Origin of the sequence: Streptomyces javensis (assembly GCF_039525925.1) — a bacterium.
GTDB lineage: Bacteria > Actinomycetota > Actinomycetes > Streptomycetales > Streptomycetaceae > Streptomyces > Streptomyces asiaticus.
Window position 1 is genome coordinate 423,463 of sequence record NZ_BAAAIF010000001.1, and the last position, 18,445, is coordinate 441,907.

The following is an 18,445-nucleotide window of genomic DNA, read 5'->3' on the forward strand; positions in this document are numbered from 1 at the left end:
GGCGGTCCGAGGACCACGCGTGCGAGCCCGTCTCGTCCTGCTCGGCCCGGGCCTGTCCTACCTGTCCGTCCTGCTCCTGCTGCCGCTGGCCCTGCTGATCGGTTACACGGCCTTCCGGCGGGGCCGCTTCGGCGGGATCGCCTACGAGGACGGAACCACCGCCGAGAACTTCGCGCGGATCACCGACCCGCTCTACACCGGTGTCCTCACCGACTCGCTGCGCATCGCCGCCGTCACCACGCTGCTCGCGCTGCTCCTCGGCTACCCGGCCGCGTACGCGATCAGCCGGCTGCCCGGCAGATGGCGCACGGTCGCCCTGGTCCTGGTGGTGCTCCCGTTCTGGACCAACTTCCTGATCCGTACCTATGCCTGGATCGTGCTGCTGTCCAGCCGGGGTGTGGTCAACTCGGCCCTCACCGGCATCGGGGTGATCGACCGGCCGCTGAAACTCCTCTACACGGAACCCGCCGTCGTCCTCGGGCTGCTCTACGCCTATCTCCCGCTGATGGTGCTGCCGCTGTACTCGGCGATCGAACGGGTCGACCCCCGGCTGCTCGAAGCCTCGGCCGATCTGGGCGCCCGCCCGGCCCGCACGTATCTGAGCGTCACCCTCCCGCATACCCTGCCCGGCGTGCTGACCGGCTGCGTCTTCGTCTTCGTGCCCAGCCTCGGCAACTTCGTCGTCCCCGAACTGCTGGGCGGCGGGCATACGGTCATGGTCGGCAACCTGATCAGGGACCAGTTCCTCACCGCACGGGACTGGCCGTTCGGCTCGGTGCTCGCCCTCGCCCTCATGGCGTTCCTGGTCCTGCTGCTCATGGCGCAGGCCTGGGCCGGGCGCCGGCTGGGCGGCCGCTGATGCGCCGGGTGACGCTCCTCCCGCTGTGGCTGACGTACGCGTTCCTCTACACGCCCGTCGTGGTGCTCGTGGTCATGTCCTTCAACCGCTCGGCCAGCCCCTACCAGTGGTCCGGGTTCAGCACCGCCTGGTACGCCACGCTGGCCGGTGACGACGAGGTCCTGCGGGGCCTGGTCAACACGCTGATCGTGGCCGCGGGCGCGACCGCCCTGTCCACCGTCCTCGGTACCCTGCTCGCCGTGGGGCTCGCCCGCCACGCGAGCCGGTCGCGGCTGCTGCCCGCCCTGTCCGTGCTGCCCGCCGTCCTGCCGGACATCGTGCTCGCGATCGGCCTGCTCGCCTTCTACTCGCTCGTCTCGGCCACCCTGGGCCTGCACTCGGTGCTGCTCGCCCACACCGTCTTCGGCCTCGCCTTCGTCACGGCCGTCGTGCGGACCCGGATCGCCCATGTCGACCCCTCCCTGGAGGAGGCCTCACGCGACCTCGGCGCGGGCGAGGTCACCACGTTCCTCCGCGTCACCCTGCCGACCCTCGCCCCCGGCATCGTGGCGGGCGCGCTGCTGACGTTCACCCTCTCGCTCGACGAGTTCGTCATCGCCTTCTTCACCGCCGGACCGAAGGACCCCACCCTGCCGATCGTCATCTACTCGATGATCAGGTTCGGGGTGACCCCGGAAATCAACGCGCTCGCCACCCTGCTGCTCGCGGTCAGCTTCACCGTGGTGATCGCCGCCCAGCGCGTCAGCCGGCTGACGGAGGCGCTGTGATCCGTATCCACGCCGTCACCCGGCGGTTCGGCGAGGTCACCGCCCTGGACGAGGTGAGCCTGGAGATCGCGGAGGGCGAGTTCTTCGCCCTGCTCGGCCCGAGCGGCTGCGGGAAGACGACCCTGCTGCGCGTCCTCGCCGGATTCGAGGCCCCGGACAGCGGCACGGTCGCCCTGGACGGCCGGGACCTGCTGGGCGTGCCCGCGCACCGGCGGCCGGTCAACCTCATGTTCCAGTCGTACGCGCTGTTCCCGCACATGACCGTGGAGAAGAACATCGCGTACGGGCTGGCGCGGGAAGGGCTCGCCCGGGCGGAGATCCGCGAACGGGTCGCGGCCGTGCTCGCCACCGTCGGGCTGACCGCGCAGGCCCGCAGACGGCCGCACCAGCTGTCCGGCGGGCAGCGGCAGCGGGTCGCCCTCGCCCGTGCCATCGTCAAACGCCCCCGTGTGCTGCTGCTCGACGAGCCGCTGTCGGCGCTGGACAAACAGGTCCGAGCCGAGATGCAGCTGGAGCTCAAGCGCCTCCAGCACGAGGTGGGCATCACCTTCCTCGTCGTCACCCACGACCAGGAGGAGGCCATGTCGCTCGCCGACCGGATCGCCGTCCTGGACGCCGGGCGCGTCCAGCAGGTCGACACCCCCGTCGAGCTCTACCGACGCCCACGGGGCCGGTTTGTCGCGGGCTTCGTCGGCGCCAACAACCTCTTCTCCGGACGGCTGCTGCCCTCCGGCGGACTCGACGTACCCGGCGTCGGCGTCCTGCCCGCCCCGGCCGGGAAGGCGGCGGGGCTGGTCGGCGTGCGTCCCGAGAGCATCCGGCTCGCCGCCGGGGACGTGGACGCCCACCTGCACGGCACGGTGCTGGACATCAGCTACTTCGGCGGCTCCTCGAGGATCGCGGTCACGGTCCCCGGTCTGGACCGGCCGGTCCTGCTGACCGTTCCGGGCCCGGCCACGGTGGTCTCCGGGGCGCGCGTCGCGCTGTCGTGGGACCCGGAGAGCGCGGTACTGATCGAGACGACGGGAGACACCCCTTGAGCGGACCCCTGACCATCCTCTTCGCGCCGGAGAGCGCGTACGGCCCGACCAACAACTGCGTCGGCATCGGCGACGTACTGCGCCGACGGGGCCACCGCGTGGTGTTCGCGGCGGAGGCGTCCTGGAAGGGCAGGCTCGCCCCGCTCGGCTTCGAGGAGGACCTGGTCGACCTGGCCCCGCCGCCCGAAGAGCCCCAGGAGGCGGGCCAGTTCTGGAAGGACTTCGTACGGGACACCGCCCCCGAGTTCCAGAAGCCCACGATCGAACAGCTGGGCACCTGGGTCAGACCGGTCTGGCAGGAGCTCATCGCCGGGGCGCGGTACTGCGAACCCCAGCTCAGGAGAATCGTCGACCGGGTCCGGCCGGACGTGATCGTCGAGGACAACGTCGTCTGCTTCCCCGCGCTGACCACGGCGGACGTGCCCTTCGTACGGATCGTCTCCTGCAACCCGCTGGAGGTGAAGGGCGAACACGTCCCCCCGCCCTTCTCCGGGTACCCGGCCGGTGACCGAGCGGGCTGGGCCGAGTTCCGCGCCGAGTACGACCGCACGCACCGCGAGGTCTGGGACGGGTTCAACGCCTGGGTCGTGGACCAGGGCGCGAGGCCGCTGCCCGACCTGGAGTTCATCCACGACGGCGAGTTGAACCTGTACGTCTACCCGGAGATCGCCGACTACGCCGAAGCCCGCCCGCTGGGCCCCGCCTGGCACCGGCTGGACTCCTCGGTCCGCGAGACCGACGAGGAGTTCACCCTGCCGCCGGAGTTGGCCGGGCGGCCCGAGGGCAGCGCGCTGATCTACTTCAGCCTGGGCTCCCTCGGCTCCGCCGACGTCGGCCTCATGCGCCGGATCATCGCCTCCCTGGCGCGCACCCCGCACCGCTACATCGTCTCCAAGGGGCCGCTGCACGACCAGATCGAGCTGCCTCCCACCATGTGGGGCGCGGAGTTCCTCCCGCAGACGCGGATCCTCCCGCTCGTCGACCTCGTCATCACCCATGGCGGCAACAACACGACCACCGAGAGCCTCCACTTCGGCAAGCCCATGATCGTGCTTCCGCTGTTCTGGGACCAGTACGACAACGCACAGCGGGTCGCCGAACTCGGCTACGGCGTCCGCCTGGACCCGTACCGCTTCACCGACGCCCAACTGCACGGCGCGCTGGCGGAGTTGCTCGGCGACACCCGCCTGCGGCACAGGCTGACGGAAGCTTCCACGACCATCCGGGGCCGCGACGGGCTGCGCACCGCCGCCGACCTCATCGAGCGGCACGGCCACGAAAGGCAGGGAACATGAAGCTGTCCTTACGGCTCGGCCTCGGCGTCGCCGTCCTCGCGGCGCTCTCGGCCTGCGCGGACGGGCCCTCGTCGTCCTCCAAAGGCGGCTCGGGCGACCGGGCCACGCTCCGACTCGCCGTTCCCTCGGCCGTGATCGCCCCCAAGGAAGAGGTCGCCACCTACGCGGTGGGCGACGCGGAGGGCTATCTGGCCGAGGAGAAGCTGAAAGTCGACGTGATCAACACCGACGGGTCGGTGGCGGCGGTCCAGGCCGTCGCCTCGAACAGCGCCGACATCGCACTGGCCGATGCGGGAGCCATCCTCGCCGCACGGGAGAAGGGCGTCCCGGTGAAGGCCATCGGGGGCCTGGTACGGAACTGGCCGTGGCGCATGGCCGTCCGGCCCGGCAGCGCGGTCAGGAGCCCGGCCGACCTCAAGGGGAAGAAGATCGGGGTCATCAGCCTCGCCTCCGGTTCGGCCGGCTACGCCCGCGCGTACGCCAGCGACGCCGGACTGGACGCGGCCAAGGACATCGACCTGCTGCCGGTCGGGGTGGGCGCACAGGCCCTGACCGCCCTGGAGGACGGCAAGGTCGATGTGCTCGCCCTGTACACCCAGGCGTACACCACCATCGAGAACGCGGGCACCGATCTGCGCTATCTGGACAACTCCGATGCCTTCGACGGCATCCGCTCCCTGACCTACGTGGTGACCGAGAAGACCCTGAGGGCGAAGAAGGACGTGCTGACGCGCTACTTGCGCGCCTCCTACCAGGCACTGCTCTTCTCCGCCGCCAACCCCGAGGCCGCGATGCGCGACGGCTACCGGGCCTTCCCCCAGCTGCTGACCGGCAAGAAGGCCGACGACCGCATCGCCGACGACACCAGGACCCTCGAGGCGTGGATCAAAACCGCGGTCCCCACCGCCGGTGAGCCCGAGGACTTCAGGGACTGGGGCGCGATCAGCGACGTCGAGTGGGACAAGACGGTCGCCTACACCAGGACGGCGGGCCAGATCACCAAGGACGTCCCCCTCCCGGAGCTGTGGGACGACAGCCTGCTGGGGGGCGCGAACGACTTCGACCCGGCGGCCGTGATCGCGAAGGCCAAGGCCGCAGGGTGACGCGGGAAGGCCGGAGAACCGGGGAGCGGGGAGAACAGGAGAGCGGGGGACCGTGGACGAAGACCGCTGGATCGAGGTCACCGGACTGCACAAGACCTACCGGCCGCGCAGGTCCGAGCCGACCCACGCACTGTCGGACATCACCTTCACGGTCCGGCGCGGCGAGTTCGTGTCGGTCGTCGGCCCGTCGGGGTGCGGCAAGACCACCCTGTTGAAGATCCTCGCCGGGATCGTCTCCAGGAGCCAGGGCGCGGTCCGCGTCGCCGGCCGCGACGTCACGGGGCCGCTGCCCGAGGTGGGCATGGTCTTCCAGACGCCCACCCTCCTGCCCTGGCGCACCGTACTACAGAACGTGATGGTGCCCGTGGAGGTACGGAAGCTCGACGCCTCGGTCTACCGGGAGCGGGCCGAACGGCTGCTCGCGACGGTCGGCCTCGACGGCTTCGAGGGCAGCTACCCGCATGAGCTGAGCGGCGGGATGCAGCAGCGCGCCGGAATCTGCCGGGCCCTGGTGCACGACCCGGCCGTGCTGCTGATGGACGAGCCCTTCGGCGCACTCGACGCCCTGACCCGCGAATCGATGAATGTCGAGTTGCTGAGGATCTGGCGGGAGAGCGGCCAGACCGTCGTGTTCGTCACCCACTCCATCCCCGAGGCGGTCTTCCTCTGCGACCGGGTCGTGGTGCTCAGCCCCCGTCCCGGCCGCATAGCCGAGATCGTCGGCATCGAGCTCGAACGCCCGCGCACACTCGGCGCGATGGCCTCGGACCGCGCCGGAGTCTTCGTCGAGCGGATCCGCAGGCATTTCAACGCCACCTGGGTGATCGACCCTTGAAGCGCGTCATGAAGCGCGTCATGACGCGACTCCGTGAGCGGCGGCTCCGCGTGGACCTGCGAGCGCGCCCCGAACTGCTGCTCGCTCCCGCCGTCTTCGTCGTCACCATGCTGACCTGGGAGTTCGCGGTCCCCGCCTTCGGCATCGACGACTACGTGCTGCCGCGCCCCTCGCAGATCTTCGACGCCCTCCGCACACAGCTGGCGGACCCGCTGTTCTGGGGGCATCTGAAGGTGACGGTCCTGGAGTCGGGTTACGGCTTCCTGCTCGGAGTGGCGGCGGCGCTGGTGCTGGGCACCGCGATCTCCCAGGTGCGGCTGATCGAGCGCACCTTCATGCCGTACGTCGTCGCCTTCCAGACCGTGCCCAAGGTGGCGCTCGCGCCGCTGTTCGTCGTCTGGTTCGGCTTCGGCATGACGAGCAAGGTCGTCATGGCGGCGGTGATCTCGTTCTTCCCCGTGCTGGTCAACGTCATCGAGGGGCTGCGCTCGGCCGACGCCGACCGGATCCAGATGCTCACGGTGTTCGGCGCGGGCAGGTTCCAGGTGTTCCGGATGGTGCGGCTGCCGAGCGCGCTCCCCTTCATCTTCGCCGGCCTGGACATCGGGATCGTCTTCTCGATCCTCGGCGCCGTCGTCGGCGAGTTCATCGGCGCGAAGGAGGGCCTGGGATACCTCCTGTTGCAGACCAACTACAACTTCGACATCGCCGGGATGTTCGCCGTGCTGGTGGTGCTCTCCGTACTGGGGCTGATCGCCCACTTCATCATCCGGTTCGCGAGGAAGCGGCTCGTCTTCTGGGCCGAGGAGAACCGGGTGATCGGCGCATGACGAACCGAGGACGACGAACCGAGGACGACGAACCGAGGACGACAGCGGCAGGAGGCCGGCATGACCGCGTACGACCTGGTGGTGAGGAACGCCCGTGTCGTCAGCCACGACCACGATGACGCGCGCCCCGCGGACATCGCCGTACAAGGAGGCCGGATCGCCGCCGTAGCCCCCGACATCGCCACCGAAGGCGCCCGTCGGGTGGTGGACGCCGGCGGCAGGCTGGCGTTCCCCGGTGTCGTCGACGCCCACCAGCACTGGGGGATCTACCACCCGCTGCCCGAGGACGCGGTCAGCGAGAGCCGCGCATGCGCACAGGGAGGCGTCACCAGCGCCCTGACCTACACCCGGACCGGCCGCTACTACCTCAACAAGGCCGGTGCGTACGCCGACTTCTTCCCCGAGGTGCTGGCCGCCGCTTCCGGCCGCGCCCACGTCGACTACGGCTTCCACCTCGCGCCGATCGCGCGCGCTCACATCGACGAGATTCCCGACCTGATCGAACGGTTCGGCGTCACCTCGTTCAAGGTCTTCATGTTCTACGGCAGCCACGGCCTCCACGGCAGGTCGGCCGACCAGAACGCGTTCCTGATGCTCGACGAGGACGAGCGGTACGACTACGCGCACTTCGAGTTCGTCATGCGCGGGGTGCAGGCCGCCCGCGAGCGGTTCCCCGGCCTCGCCGACGAGATCTCCCTCTCCCTGCACTGCGAGACCGCCGAGATCATGACCGCGTACACCAGGCTGGTCGAGGAGGCGGGCGACCTGACCGGGCTCGCCGCCTACAGCGCCTCCCGGCCGCAGCACTCCGAAGGGCTCGCGGTCGCCGTCGCCTCGTACCTGGCGCACGAGACCGGGCTGCCCACGATCAACCTGCTGCACCTGTCGTCCCGCAAGGCGGTCGACGCGGCCGTGCGGATGCGCCGGGCGTTCCCGCACATCGACTTCCGCCGCGAGGTGACCATCGGCCATCTGCTCGCCGACATCACCACCGCACACGGCCTCGGCGGCAAGGTCAACCCGCCGCTGCGGCCCCGCGAAGACGTCGAGGCGCTCTGGGAGCACCTGCTCGACGGCACCGTCGACTGGGTCGTCAGCGACCACGCGTGCTGCCGCGAGGAGGTGAAGTTCGGCGAGCCCGAGGACGACGTCTTCGTCGCCAGGGCCGGCTTCGGCGGCGCCGAGTACCTCCTCCCCGGCCTGCTCACCGAGGGAACGAAACGCGGCCTGCCGCTGGGCCGGATCGCCGCGCTGACCTCCTGGAACCCGGCCCGGCGCTTTGGGCTGCGCACCAAGGGCAGCCTCGCCCCCGGCTTCGACGCCGACATCGCCCTGGTCGACCCGGGCCGCACCTGGACCGTGCGCGCCGCGGAGTCGGAGTCGACGCAGCAGTACACCCCGTTCGAGGGCTTCGAGCTGACCGCCCAGGTCACCGACACCTTCTTGCGGGGCAACCACATCCTGCGGGCGGGCAGGGTCGTGGGCCCACCCCTCGGCGCCTATCTGCACCGTCCGACCGGTACCGCCGGTGCGGCAGGGGGATATCACCAGTGAAGAGCCGGGGGACAGCCGGAGCGCGCTGCACCGGTGGCACCTCTAGCGTGCCGAACCATGAGTACTCCGTACCGAATTGACCGGATCAACGCCACGCGCCGGAGCATGCTCGCGCTCGGCACCGCCGCGGCGGCCACCCCCTGGCTCGGTGCGGCCCCCGCCCAGGCCCGCCCCGCCGGCGGAAGCCTGGACGAACTGGGCGTGACCGAGCTTCGCGAGCGGATGGACGAAGGGCGGCTCGACGCGGAACGGCTGACCCGCTACTACCTGGAGCGGATCGAACGTATCGATCCGCTCCTGCACGCGGTGATCGAGGTCAATCCCGACGCGCTGCGAGAGGCCCGGCGTCTGGACGCCGGGCAACATCCCCGTGGGCCCCTCCACGGCATGCCCGTTCTGCTGAAGGACCTGGTGGAAACCGCGGACCGCATGCGCACAACGGCCGGGTCACTCGCCCTGGAGGGCCTCCGGCCGGCAAGGGACGCCACGGTCGCGGCCAGGTTGCGCGCGGCCGGTGCCGTCATCCTCGGCAAGACCAACCTGAGCGAGTGGGCCGGTGGGATGTCGCTCACCCACCACGCCGGCTGGAGCGCCCGCGGTGGGCAGACCCGGAACCCCTACAAGCTGGATCGGTCCCCGAACGAGTCCAGTTCCGGTACGGCGGCCGCCGCCGCGGCCAACCTGTGTGTCGCCGGGATCGGTACCGAGACCAACGGTTCGATCATCGACCCCGCCTCGGCGAACTGCGTCGTCGGGGTGAAGCCGACGGTTGGGCTGGTCGGGCGCGGCGGAGTGATCCCCGGTGTGCCCAGCCAGGACAGTGTCGGCCCGATCGCGCGCACGGTCCGCGACGCCGCGATCCTGCTGGGCGTCCTCGTCGGCGTCGACGACCGTGATCCGGCTACCGGGGCCGGCCGTGGCCACTTCCACCGTGACTACACCCGTTTCCTGGACGCCGACGGACTGCGTGGTGCCCGGATCGGCATACCGCGCACCGTGTACTTCGGCTACAGCGACCACGCCGACGAGATCGCGGAGCGGGCGATCGCCACACTGCGCGCCGCCGGTGCGACGGTGGTCGACCCGGCCGACATCCCGACGGCCGAGCGGCTCGAGGACCTCCCCAGCTCGAAGGTCGTCCAGGTGTACGAGATCAAGCGGGCGCTGAACGCCTATCTCGCCGGCGCCCCCGGCGACCACCCGCGCGGCCTGGCGGAGCTGATCGCGTTCAACCGCGCACACGCCGACCGTGAGCTCCGCTATGTGCGGCAGGACGGTCTGGAGGCCGTGCACGGGCTGGACTTCACCGAGAGCGAGTACCGCGAGGCGCTGGCCACCAACCACCGGCTGTCGCGCGCCGAAGGCATCGACGCCGTGCTACGGCGCTTCCGCCTCGACGCGCTGGTGATGCCGACCACCGGCCCGCCGGCCAAGATCGACCTGATCCGCGGGGACAGCTACGGCGGCGGCGCCTCCACGCCCGCCGCACTCGCCGGATACCCCGCGATCAGCGTCCCGGCGGGCTTCGCCTCCGGCTTGCCGGTCGGCCTGACGTTCATGGGCACGGCATGGAGCGAGCCGACCCTGCTGCGCCTGGCCTACGCCTACGAGCAGGCCGGCCGGGTCCGCAGAGCACCGACCTACCGCCCCGCCGACGTGGGCTTCTGACCCGCCCACCCGCTCCGCGCGGGCGGAGGTGAACCGGCCGGGAGGTCTCGGTCGCCGGACCATGCCCGTCCCTCGATGGAACTCCGGGGGGACAGGCGGTGTGAGCTGCTTCCGGGAGGGTCCGGGTGATCCGGTCGCGCGTCGGCCCTTGCGGCGGCGTGACCATCTCGCTCCGCTACGTCCTCACCCGCCGCCCGCTGGGCCCACCGCTACCGCCACCACGGGGCGGCAGGCATGACCGACCGTTCCAGCCGCCCCCACCACTCACCACGCCGGACACCCGCCTGTGTGGAGGATCAGGTACTACGGATGCGTCAAGAACACCGGGTCGGCCCACTGCGACTGGCCGCCCGTGCCGCCGTCGCCGCCTCCACCGCTCACCGCATCCTCCGACGCCGCGGCCGGCCACCACGTGCCACCTGCGACGCTCGTTCCGGCGGGTTCGAGGCGGCCCGGGACTGAGCCGGGCCTCGGCGTGGCCCGTCAGGCGCTGCCGCTCGACTGGCTCGAGTACGGCTCCGGTTCCGGCCCCGACTCCGGTTCCGGATCCGGGAGATGCGCCGCCGCGCGGCGGGGGAGCAGCAGCGGGGTCGCCAGCAGCAGGACGCCGGCCAGGGCGATGGCCGTACGCGGGCCGAGCAGGCCGCCCAGCACTCCCCAGACGGCCGTCAGGAGTGCGGCCGAGGCCTTGGTCGTCACCGCCCAGGCGGACAGCGTGCGGGCGACCCGATCGGGCGCGGTGCGCTCGAGGCGGTAGGTGGCGTAGACGGGGTTGAAGACACCGCAGCAGAAGATGAGGCCGAGCTCGACGCCCATCACCAGCAGCAGTCCGCCGGTTCCCGGTTCCACGAAGGCCAGGCCGACGGGCCAGATCGCGCGCAGCGCCCCGACCGCGACCAGGACCGGGTGCTGCCCGAACCGGGTGACGAGCGGTCGGGCCAGCCATGAACCGAGCAGCCCGCCGATCGAGGGCGCGGCGAAGGCGAGGCCGTACTGCCACGGCGCGAACCCGAGGTGGCCCAGCATCAGGACGGCCAGCAGCGGCTGGGCGGCCATCACCAGGCCGTTGAACAAGGCGGTGTTGAAGAACAGCGGACGCAGCGCCGCGTCGGCGAGGATGTAACGCCACCCGTCGAGCAGGTCCCCGGCCCGCATGCGCGCCGCCTCCCGGCGCTCCGGGCGCGGCTCGTGCCCGCCCATCGCGCGGATGCCCAGCGCCGAGAGCAGGTAGCTGACCGCGTCGGCCACCACCGTCGCCACCGGGCCGAGGAACCCGATCGCGGCGCCGCCCAGCGGCGGTCCGATGATCGTGGTCGTCCAGGCCGTGGACTCGAACCGGGCGTTGGCGACGAGCAGGTCCTCGGCCGGCAGCAGCGTCTTCAGGTACGCGCCGGAGGCGGCGCGGAAGGTGATGTCGGCCGCCGCGACGACGACCGAGACCAGCAGGAGCTGGAGGAAGGTGAGCGCGCCGAGCGCGTACGCGGCGGGGACCGTCAGCAGTACCGCGCACCGCACCAGGTCCGTCGCGATCAGCACCGGCCGCTTGCGGCGGAACTCCACCCACGGGCCGAGCGGCACCGCCGCGGCCGCGCCCACCGCGGCGCCGACGGAGGAGAGCGCGGCGACCTCGGCCGGCCCGGCGTGCAGCACCCGGATGGCGATCAGCGGGAACGCGCCGAAGGCGAGCCAGGTGCCGAGCGCGCTGATCCCGTACGCCCCCCAGAGCCACCCGAACCGCCGCCCCAGCCGATGTCCCAGCAGATGTCCCGGCCAGTGCCCGCTCCGCATGTCCGACGCCCCCTCGCCACTCATTCGCACAACCGATCCGCGATCGGAAGCATCAAAGCGAGCGCCGGAGCCTGGGATCAAACAACCGCGAGGCCCCCTGCCACAACCGATCGTTGTGGCCGTAGAGTCTCGGCATGGACCTCGACACCGTCCGGACCTTCGTCGCCGCCGCCGACGCGGGGCGGTTCCAGGACGCGGCCGCCGAGCTCGCGGTCACCCAGCAGGCCGTTTCCAAGCGCATCGCCGCGCTGGAGCGCGACCTCGGCGTGCGGCTCTTCACCCGCACCCCGCGCGGCGCCGAGCTCACCATCGACGGGCAGGCGTTCCTGCCGCACGCGCGCGATCTGCTGCGCGTCGCCGAGCGCGCGGTCTCGTCCGTGCGCACCGGCCGCCGTCCGCTGCGCGTCGACGTGATCGCCTCGCGCAGCGCGCAGTCGAGCCTGATGCGCGGCTTCCACCACGCGCACCCCGAGATCGACCTCGACGTGGTGATGCTGTTCGACGTCGCGACGGCCGTCGCCGCCATCCGGTCCGGCACGATCGACGCCTCCTTCCGAGCCGTCGCCATGCCCGGCCGGCCCCTTCCCGAGGACATCGAGTCCGTCCGGGTGCTCGACGAGCCGCTCCAGCTGCTCACCGGTCCCGCGCACGCGTTGGCGGGCGCGCGATCGGTGCCCCTCGCTCAACTCGCCGGGCACCGGATCTGGATGCCCGGCATCGTCCCCGGTACCGAATGGGCCGCCTACTACGACGACCTCGCCGCCGAGTTCGGGCTGACCATCGAGGCGACGGGCCCCAACTTCGGCTCGGACGCACTCCTCGACACCATCGCCGACACCCCGGCCCTGGCCACCTTCATGAGCGAGCAGACCCGCCTCGTCTGGCCCGCCGGTCACGGCCTGCGCCGCATCCCGGTCACCGACCCGACACCCGTCTACCCGCACTCGCTCCTCTGGCACCGCGACAACCCCCACCCGGCGCTGACCACCCTCCGCGCCCACCTCGCCACCACGGCGACCGGCCACGACGCCGTCGGCACCTGGGCACCGGACTGGGTGGTTCCGCGCTGAACACCGCTACGGCCCCGATCGCCGTGGCCGGGTCGACGGCCGTCCCCGGCGGTCCCAGCCGGACACCGCGCGCGAGGCCAGGAGCCCGCCCAGCCCGTTGCGCAGAACGGCAGGGGCGGGCTCGAGACGGTCCAGTAGCGCCCGTACGGTGGGCCGTCCCGTACCGCCGGGCACCGCCCCGCCCCGGCAGGTGAACCCGCCGTCGGCGCCCTTGGAGAGCCGGTGCAGGTGGACCGCTCGCTCGCGGTCAGCCGCAGCGCGTCGGCGCGTGCGGAGAGCACGGGCGCGGACGGTCCGCGGCAGCCGGGGGAGCGCCGAGCTCACCCGGCCAGCAGCCTGACCATGTCATCGATCACGCCCTCGTTCATGAACCGTGCCAGCCAGGTTGCGAACCGCGGGCCGAAAGCGCACATGGCCGCCTTGCCGATGGCCGCTTCCTCGTCCTCGTCGGGCGGGGTGAGACCGAAGTTCCGGTCCAGCCACATCAGGTATTCCTGACGCGCCGGGAAGAGCTCGTCGAGATCCTCGTCCTCGTAGGCGACGTCGCGTTCGACGGGGAGCAGCCGGAGCAGCTCTCGCAGGTTGCGCGCATGGACCCAGACGTCGCCCTCGTCGCCGAGGAACACGACGGGAAGGTCCGCGAGGTCGGCCCGGTCGTCGAGCCGCCACAGCGCGTAGCCCGAACCGCTGCCGGTGGCCCGTGCGAAAGGGATCAGCTGGTCGAAGAACTCGGCGCGGCTGGGGTTCTCCGGATCGTCCAGCCAGCCCTTGAGCTCGCTCTTGTCGTCGTAGTCGAGCAGCTCGAAGCCGTCCGCGTAGCTGTGCGTCCCGAACTTGTCGTCGAACTCCCTGAGGAGATTGAGCTCCTGGATGGGCGAGTACACGCTGTTCATGAAGGCCACCTGACGGAGAGGCGGGGTCGGGTGAGCGCATCGTAGGGCCGCCGGTGTGCGCACGGGACTCGGATGCGGCAACAACCCTGTCACCCGCCGGAGATCACCCTCGCCTCCGGTCCTCCTTCTCCGGCACCTTCTCCACGACCGTGTCCTCCGGCTCCACCGGCCGTCCGTCCGCCGACTGAATCCGCACCGGGCGCAACGGGCGGCCGGTCCGGCGGTCCAGCAGGCGGGAGTGGTCCTCGCCGGGGGTGAAGCACTGCTCCTCGCCCCACTGGCGCAGGGCGACGATCACCGGGAACAGGGCGCGGCCCTTGTCCGTGAGGAGGTACTCGCGGTGGGACCCGCCGTCCGGCGCGGGCTCGGCGCGCACCACCCCGGCCTCCTCCAGCGCGCGCAGCCGCGCCGCCAGGATGTTCTTGGCGATGCCGAGGCTGCGTTGGAACTCGCCGAAGCGGCGGCTGCCGTCGAAGGCGTCCCGCACGATCAGCAGCGACCACCAGTCGCCGATGGCGTTCACCGTCCGGGCGACGGGACAGGGGTCGGCGTCGAAGCGGGTGCGGGCGACCATCCGTGGCTCCTCTCCTCCAGCTCCCCGGATGCCCTCCAGGGATGGTTGCAACATGCTACCTCGCGCGTCTACTGTCGCGGCGGTAGCAAGATGCAACCGATGGAAGGTGGGGCCGGTATGGCGATCGAATGCTCCGATGCGGGCGGCGGGTGCGACGGGACCGGGGGGACCGGCGGCCACCAGGCGCCTGCCACGACGTCGGCGCGGGACGCGTCGCCCCCCGTCCACGCGTCGCCCCCCGCCAGGCTCGTGCCCCTGCTCGCCCTCGCCTGCGGCAGCTCCGTCGCCACCGTCTACTTCGCCCAGCCGCTGCTGGTGACCCTCGGCGAGCGGTTCGCGGTCGGCTCGGGGCTGCTCGGCGTGATCGTCACCGTGACCCAACTCGGCTATGCGCTGGGCCTGTTGACGCTGGTGCCGCTCGGCGACCTGCTCGACCGCCGGGGGCTGGTCACCGGTCAGCTCGGGCTGCTGGCACTCGCGCTGCTGGCCGCCGGGCTGGCGCCGGGCGTGGCGGCGCTGCGCGGCGCGCTCGCCATGGTCGGGCTGCTCGCCGTCGTCGCCCAGACGATGGTCGCGGCGGCCGCCGCGCTGACCCCGCCCGCCCGGCGCGGCCGTGCCGTCGGGACGGTCACCGGCGGTATCGTCACCGGAATCCTGCTGGCCCGCGCCGCCGCCGGCGTCCTCGCCGACCTCGCCGGCTGGCGGGCGGTCTACCTGGCGTCCGCGGGCGTCATCGCGGTCCTCGCCGTGTCGCTGCGTCGCCTCCTGCCGCCGGGCACGCCGTCCGCCGGGGTGCGCGAGGCGTCGTACGGACGACTGGTGGCCTCGACCGTCACCCTGTTCGCCCGCCATCCGCTGCTGCGGATCCGGGGTGCGCTCGCCCTGCTGGTGTTCGCGGCCTTCAGCACGCTGTGGAGCGGTGTGGCGCAGCCCTTGAGCGGTCCGCCGTGGTCGCTGTCGCACACCGCGATCGGAGCGTTCGGGCTCGCGGGGGCGGCCGGGGCGGTCGCCGCCGGAGTGGCCGGGCGCTGGAACGACCGGGGGCTCGCCCAGCGCACGACCGGTGTCGGCCTCGCCCTGCTGGCGCTCTCCTGGCTCCCGATCGCCCTGACCCGGCAGTCGCTGTGGGCGCTGGCGATCGGCGCCGTCCTGCTGGACTTCGCCGTACAGGCCGTCCACGTCACCAACCAGACCCTGATCCACGCCGTACGGCCCGACGCGGGCAGCAGGATCATCGGCGGCTACATGGTCTTCTACTCGGTGGGCAGCAGCCTCGGCGCCCTCGGCTCCTCCCTCGCCTACGCGACGGCGGGCTGGCCCGCGGTGACGGTTCTCGGCGCGTCCTTCAGCCTTGCCGCCCTGCTCCTGTGGGCAACGACCCGCCGCATGGGGCTGCCCGGCGACAACCCGGCGGTTGAGCTGCCCGGCTCCTGGCCGGGCAGCGCGCCGCAAGAGCCCCGGAACCCCGGGCCGGGGGCGCCCGTGTGAGGCTCCGGCCCGGGGGAGCGCGTCAGCCGGTGCCGGCCGCGGCTTCGGATCCGGGGCGCGGGGCGGCGGTGGTCGCGGGGACGGGGCTCGCGGTGCGGGTGACGGCGGAGGTGGCCACCATGGCCACGGTGTTGAGGGCGAGGGCGATGATGCCGACGTTGAGGTCCTTCACCGCCTGGGGGAGTCCCGGCAGGAGACTGCCCACCGTGACGTCGGAGAGGGTGACGACGGCCACCGTGGTGACCCCGACGACGATGCCCGCCGCCGCTCCCTCTTTGGTGACGAACTGCCGTGGCGCGAGGCTCGCCAGCAGTGCGGGGAAGAGCTGGGTGACCAGTGCGTAGCCCATGAGCAGCAGCGAGACGATGGAACTTCCGCCGTTGAAGGTGAAGTAGAGGGAGACCAGGGCGAGGGCGGGGACGAGCAGCTGTGCGAGGCGGCCGATGTGCTGCTCGCTGGTGTGCGGCCGGGCGAGGCGGTAGACGTTCTTCGCCAGGCAGGTCGCGGAGGTCATGAGCAGCAGGGATCCGGGGACCAGCGCGGTGAGCAGCCCGGAGCCACCGACGATGCCGACGAACCAGGAGGGGAAGGCGGCGGTGGTGATGCGCAGCAGGGACAGGTCCGCGTCGGCGCCCTTGAGGCCGGGCACGACCAGGATGGCGGTGAACCCGACGAAGAAGACGAAGAGCAGGATGAGCTGGTACAGCGGCATGAAGATGGCGTTACGGCGGAAGACGCGTTCGTTCTGGGCGCTGTAGGAGGCGCTGAAGTTGTGCGGCCACATGTAGAAGCCGACCGCCGAGAGCAGCACGGTGGAGGCGAACCACGAGGCGCTCATGCCGCTCGAGGGCAGGGTGAGCAGCTGGGGGTGGGCCTTGTCCACCGCGTGGAACATCTCCCCGACGCCGCCGAAGTAGTGCATCGGCAGGTAGATGCCGAGGATGAGGACGATCGCGAGGATGACGGCGTCTTTGAGCACCGAGGTCCAGGCCGAGCCGTGGATGCCCGAGATCGTCACATAGAGGGTCAGCGCCACCGTGCCGATCACGATGGCCCAGTGGGAGGAGATCCGGCCGTCGGAGGAGATGGACACGATGATCCCCAGCCCTTTGAGCTGAAGGACGAGATAGGGCACCATCGCGACGACTCCGACGAGGGCCACCAGCGCGCCGAGCAGCGGGCTGTTGAACTTGGCGACGAAGAAGTCGGACTGCGAGATCAGCCGGTGCTGCTTGGCGTAGCGCCACACGGCCGGGAGCAGCCAGTACGACAGGACGTAGGCCAGTGAGGCGTAACAGAGGATGTAGTAGGCGGGCGCGCCCTTGCCGTAGGCCCATCCCGAGGCGCCCAGGAAGGTGAAGGTCGTGTAGATCTCGCCGGCCAGCAGCAGGAAGACGAAGACCGTCCCGAAGCCGCGGCCGCCCACCGACCACTGCTCGAGATCCATGTCCCTGCCGCGGCGGGCGCGCAGCCCCAGGCCCAGGGCCGCGAGCAGGAAGGCGAAGATGACGGCGAGGGCGATCATGAGCTCTGCTCCTCGCGGTTCGCCGGGTCCAGGCGGTAGATGACGGCCATCGTCGCCGAGATCAGCACGACCCACATGACCAGCCAGAAGAGGTTGAACGGCATGCCGAGGACGTAGGGCGTCACCCGGTTCGTGAAGAAGATTCCCCCGAGGATCCCGAGGAACGGGATCGCGCCGAGCAGATGGATGGGTTTCACGTCGAGAACCTCCTGGGCCGGGCCGTACTCCACTGGTGGGGCGAGGCCGTCTGGGGGCGGGTGGCACGTCTCGTGCGGTGCGGTCGGGACGGGGCCGTCGGGACGGGGCTGTTGGGAGCCGCAGCGTGTTTCGCCATGCGGAATGTATTTTTCGATTGGCAGATGTATAGGTCCGCCATGCGGGCCTGTCAAGGCCTTTCGTGCCTCCGCTCCGCCCGTCCGTCCGGACGTCGTCACCGCCTCGATGAGTCTGCCACCGAAGTGCGGGACGTGCGGCGAGGGTGCCCGGGGTGAGGGGCGAGCGGGGGGTTGTTATTCCACATTGCTACGGCAACGCCACCCTGCTGGAGTCCGACTTCGTCCTCGGCATCGGCAACCGCTGGGCGAACCGTCACACCGGCGGCCTCGACACGTACACCCGGGGCCGTACCTTCGTCCACGTCGACATCGAACCCACCCAGATCGGCCGGGTCTTTCCCCCCGACTACGGCATCGTCTCCGACGCCGGGCCCGCGCTGGAGCTCTTCGTCGAGGCGGCGAGGGAACTGAAGGGCGCCGGAGCCCTCAGGGACCGCGGCGACTGGGCCGACAGCTGCCGGCAGCGCAAGGCGACCATGCTCCGCAGGACCCACTTCGACCAGGTGCCGGTCAAGCCGCAGCGGGTCTACGAGGAGTTGAACAAGGCGTTCGGGCGCGACACGCGCTACGTCTCCACGATCGGCCTCTCCCAGATCCAGGCCGCGCAGATGCTCCACGTCTACCACCCACGGCACTGGATCAACGCGGGCCAGGTCGGGCCGCTGGGCTGGACCGTGCCCGCCGCCCTGGGGGTCGCGACCGCCGATCCGGACGCCACTGGACTACTGCGTCCAGCTGTCCTTCGACAACGTCAACGCCCCCGAGGTGGGCGGCTACGGCGTCGACCACGGGCCAGTACAGCGGCCCGAGCCCGGCCACGA

16 protein-coding genes and 2 pseudogenes are annotated in these 18,445 nt (G+C 71.4%); 13 read left to right on the forward strand and 5 right to left on the reverse strand.

The window, feature by feature from the left end:
• The first annotated feature begins 19 nt into the window (after positions 1-19).
• From ABD329_RS01885 to ABD329_RS01930, 10 genes and pseudogenes are all read left to right on the forward strand, one after another.
• Positions 20-859: an ABC transporter permease gene (locus tag ABD329_RS01885; RefSeq protein ID WP_309142598.1), complete on the forward strand. Its 840-nt coding sequence runs from the start codon at positions 20-22 to the stop codon at positions 857-859.
• Positions 859-1,626 (forward strand): ABC transporter permease, encoded by a 768-nt coding sequence (locus ABD329_RS01890; RefSeq protein ID WP_198275150.1) that lies wholly within the window; start codon positions 859-861, stop codon positions 1,624-1,626. The genes ABD329_RS01885 and ABD329_RS01890 overlap by 1 nt, the downstream gene beginning before the upstream one ends.
• The gene (locus ABD329_RS01895; protein ID WP_198275149.1) at positions 1,623-2,666 is read left to right on the forward strand and encodes an ABC transporter ATP-binding protein; all 1,044 of its coding nucleotides are present in this window, start codon (positions 1,623-1,625) and stop codon (positions 2,664-2,666) included. Before ABD329_RS01890 ends, ABD329_RS01895 begins: the two co-directional genes overlap by 4 nt.
• A complete protein-coding gene (locus ABD329_RS01900; RefSeq protein ID WP_198275148.1) occupies positions 2,663-3,961 on the forward strand; it encodes a glycosyltransferase in 1,299 nt (432 codons plus the stop codon). The genes ABD329_RS01895 and ABD329_RS01900 overlap by 4 nt, the downstream gene beginning before the upstream one ends.
• Positions 3,958-5,064: an ABC transporter substrate-binding protein gene (locus tag ABD329_RS01905; RefSeq protein ID WP_198275147.1), complete on the forward strand. Its 1,107-nt coding sequence runs from the start codon at positions 3,958-3,960 to the stop codon at positions 5,062-5,064. Before ABD329_RS01900 ends, ABD329_RS01905 begins: the two co-directional genes overlap by 4 nt.
• A gap of 52 nt (positions 5,065-5,116) precedes the next feature.
• The gene (locus ABD329_RS01910) at positions 5,117-5,899 is read left to right on the forward strand and encodes an ABC transporter ATP-binding protein (RefSeq protein WP_198275146.1); all 783 of its coding nucleotides are present in this window, start codon (positions 5,117-5,119) and stop codon (positions 5,897-5,899) included.
• Positions 5,900-5,919: 20 nt separating this feature from the next.
• Positions 5,920-6,729 carry an ABC transporter permease gene (locus tag ABD329_RS01915; protein ID WP_246618138.1) on the forward strand — a complete coding sequence of 270 codons (810 nt, stop codon included), beginning with the start codon at positions 5,920-5,922 and terminating at the stop codon, positions 6,727-6,729.
• 60 nt (positions 6,730-6,789) lie between these two features.
• Positions 6,790-8,283, forward strand: coding sequence for a dihydroorotase (locus ABD329_RS01920; protein WP_198275144.1), 1,494 nt, complete (start codon positions 6,790-6,792; stop codon positions 8,281-8,283).
• A gap of 57 nt (positions 8,284-8,340) precedes the next feature.
• Positions 8,341-9,951, forward strand: coding sequence for an amidase (locus ABD329_RS01925; RefSeq protein ID WP_344315801.1), 1,611 nt, complete (start codon positions 8,341-8,343; stop codon positions 9,949-9,951).
• Positions 9,952-10,140: 189 nt separating this feature from the next.
• Positions 10,141-10,389 (forward strand): annotated as a pseudogene (locus tag ABD329_RS01930) (helix-turn-helix domain-containing protein); the annotation flags it as partial.
• A gap of 45 nt (positions 10,390-10,434) precedes the next feature.
• Here ABD329_RS01930 and ABD329_RS01935 read toward each other — a convergent pair.
• Positions 10,435-11,739, reverse strand: coding sequence for an MFS transporter (locus ABD329_RS01935; protein WP_344315802.1), 1,305 nt, complete (start codon positions 11,737-11,739; stop codon positions 10,435-10,437).
• 134 nt (positions 11,740-11,873) lie between these two features.
• Between ABD329_RS01935 and ABD329_RS01940 the strand changes: the two genes are divergently transcribed.
• Complete coding sequence (locus ABD329_RS01940) at positions 11,874-12,809, forward strand: LysR family transcriptional regulator (RefSeq protein WP_344315803.1); 936 nt, start codon at positions 11,874-11,876, stop codon at positions 12,807-12,809.
• A 320-nt stretch (positions 12,810-13,129) separates the two neighbouring features.
• On the opposite strand, the gene ABD329_RS01945 is transcribed toward ABD329_RS01940, so the two are convergent.
• Both ABD329_RS01945 and ABD329_RS01950 read right to left on the reverse strand, forming a co-directional pair.
• Positions 13,130-13,702 (reverse strand): hypothetical protein, encoded by a 573-nt coding sequence (locus ABD329_RS01945; protein ID WP_344315804.1) that lies wholly within the window; start codon positions 13,700-13,702, stop codon positions 13,130-13,132.
• Positions 13,703-13,805: 103 nt separating this feature from the next.
• On the reverse strand, positions 13,806-14,276 hold the full coding sequence (locus tag ABD329_RS01950; protein WP_344315805.1) for a winged helix-turn-helix transcriptional regulator: 471 nt from the start codon (positions 14,274-14,276) through the stop codon (positions 13,806-13,808).
• 117 nt (positions 14,277-14,393) lie between these two features.
• Between ABD329_RS01950 and ABD329_RS01955 the strand changes: the two genes are divergently transcribed.
• The gene (locus ABD329_RS01955; RefSeq protein ID WP_344315806.1) at positions 14,394-15,764 is read left to right on the forward strand and encodes an MFS transporter; all 1,371 of its coding nucleotides are present in this window, start codon (positions 14,394-14,396) and stop codon (positions 15,762-15,764) included.
• Positions 15,765-15,786: 22 nt separating this feature from the next.
• Here the strand turns inward: ABD329_RS01955 and ABD329_RS01960 are convergent, their stop codons facing one another.
• Both ABD329_RS01960 and ABD329_RS01965 read right to left on the reverse strand, forming a co-directional pair.
• Entirely contained in the window at positions 15,787-17,289 is a 1,503-nt protein-coding gene (locus ABD329_RS01960; protein ID WP_344315808.1) for a sodium:solute symporter family protein, read from the reverse strand.
• Positions 17,286-17,486 (reverse strand): DUF3311 domain-containing protein, encoded by a 201-nt coding sequence (locus tag ABD329_RS01965; RefSeq protein WP_344315809.1) that lies wholly within the window; start codon positions 17,484-17,486, stop codon positions 17,286-17,288. Before ABD329_RS01965 ends, ABD329_RS01960 begins: the two co-directional genes overlap by 4 nt.
• A 296-nt stretch (positions 17,487-17,782) precedes the next feature.
• Between ABD329_RS01965 and ABD329_RS01970 the strand changes: the two are divergent.
• Positions 17,783-18,413 (forward strand): annotated as a pseudogene (locus tag ABD329_RS01970) (thiamine pyrophosphate-dependent enzyme); the annotation flags it as partial.
• Positions 18,414-18,445 lie beyond the last annotated feature (32 nt).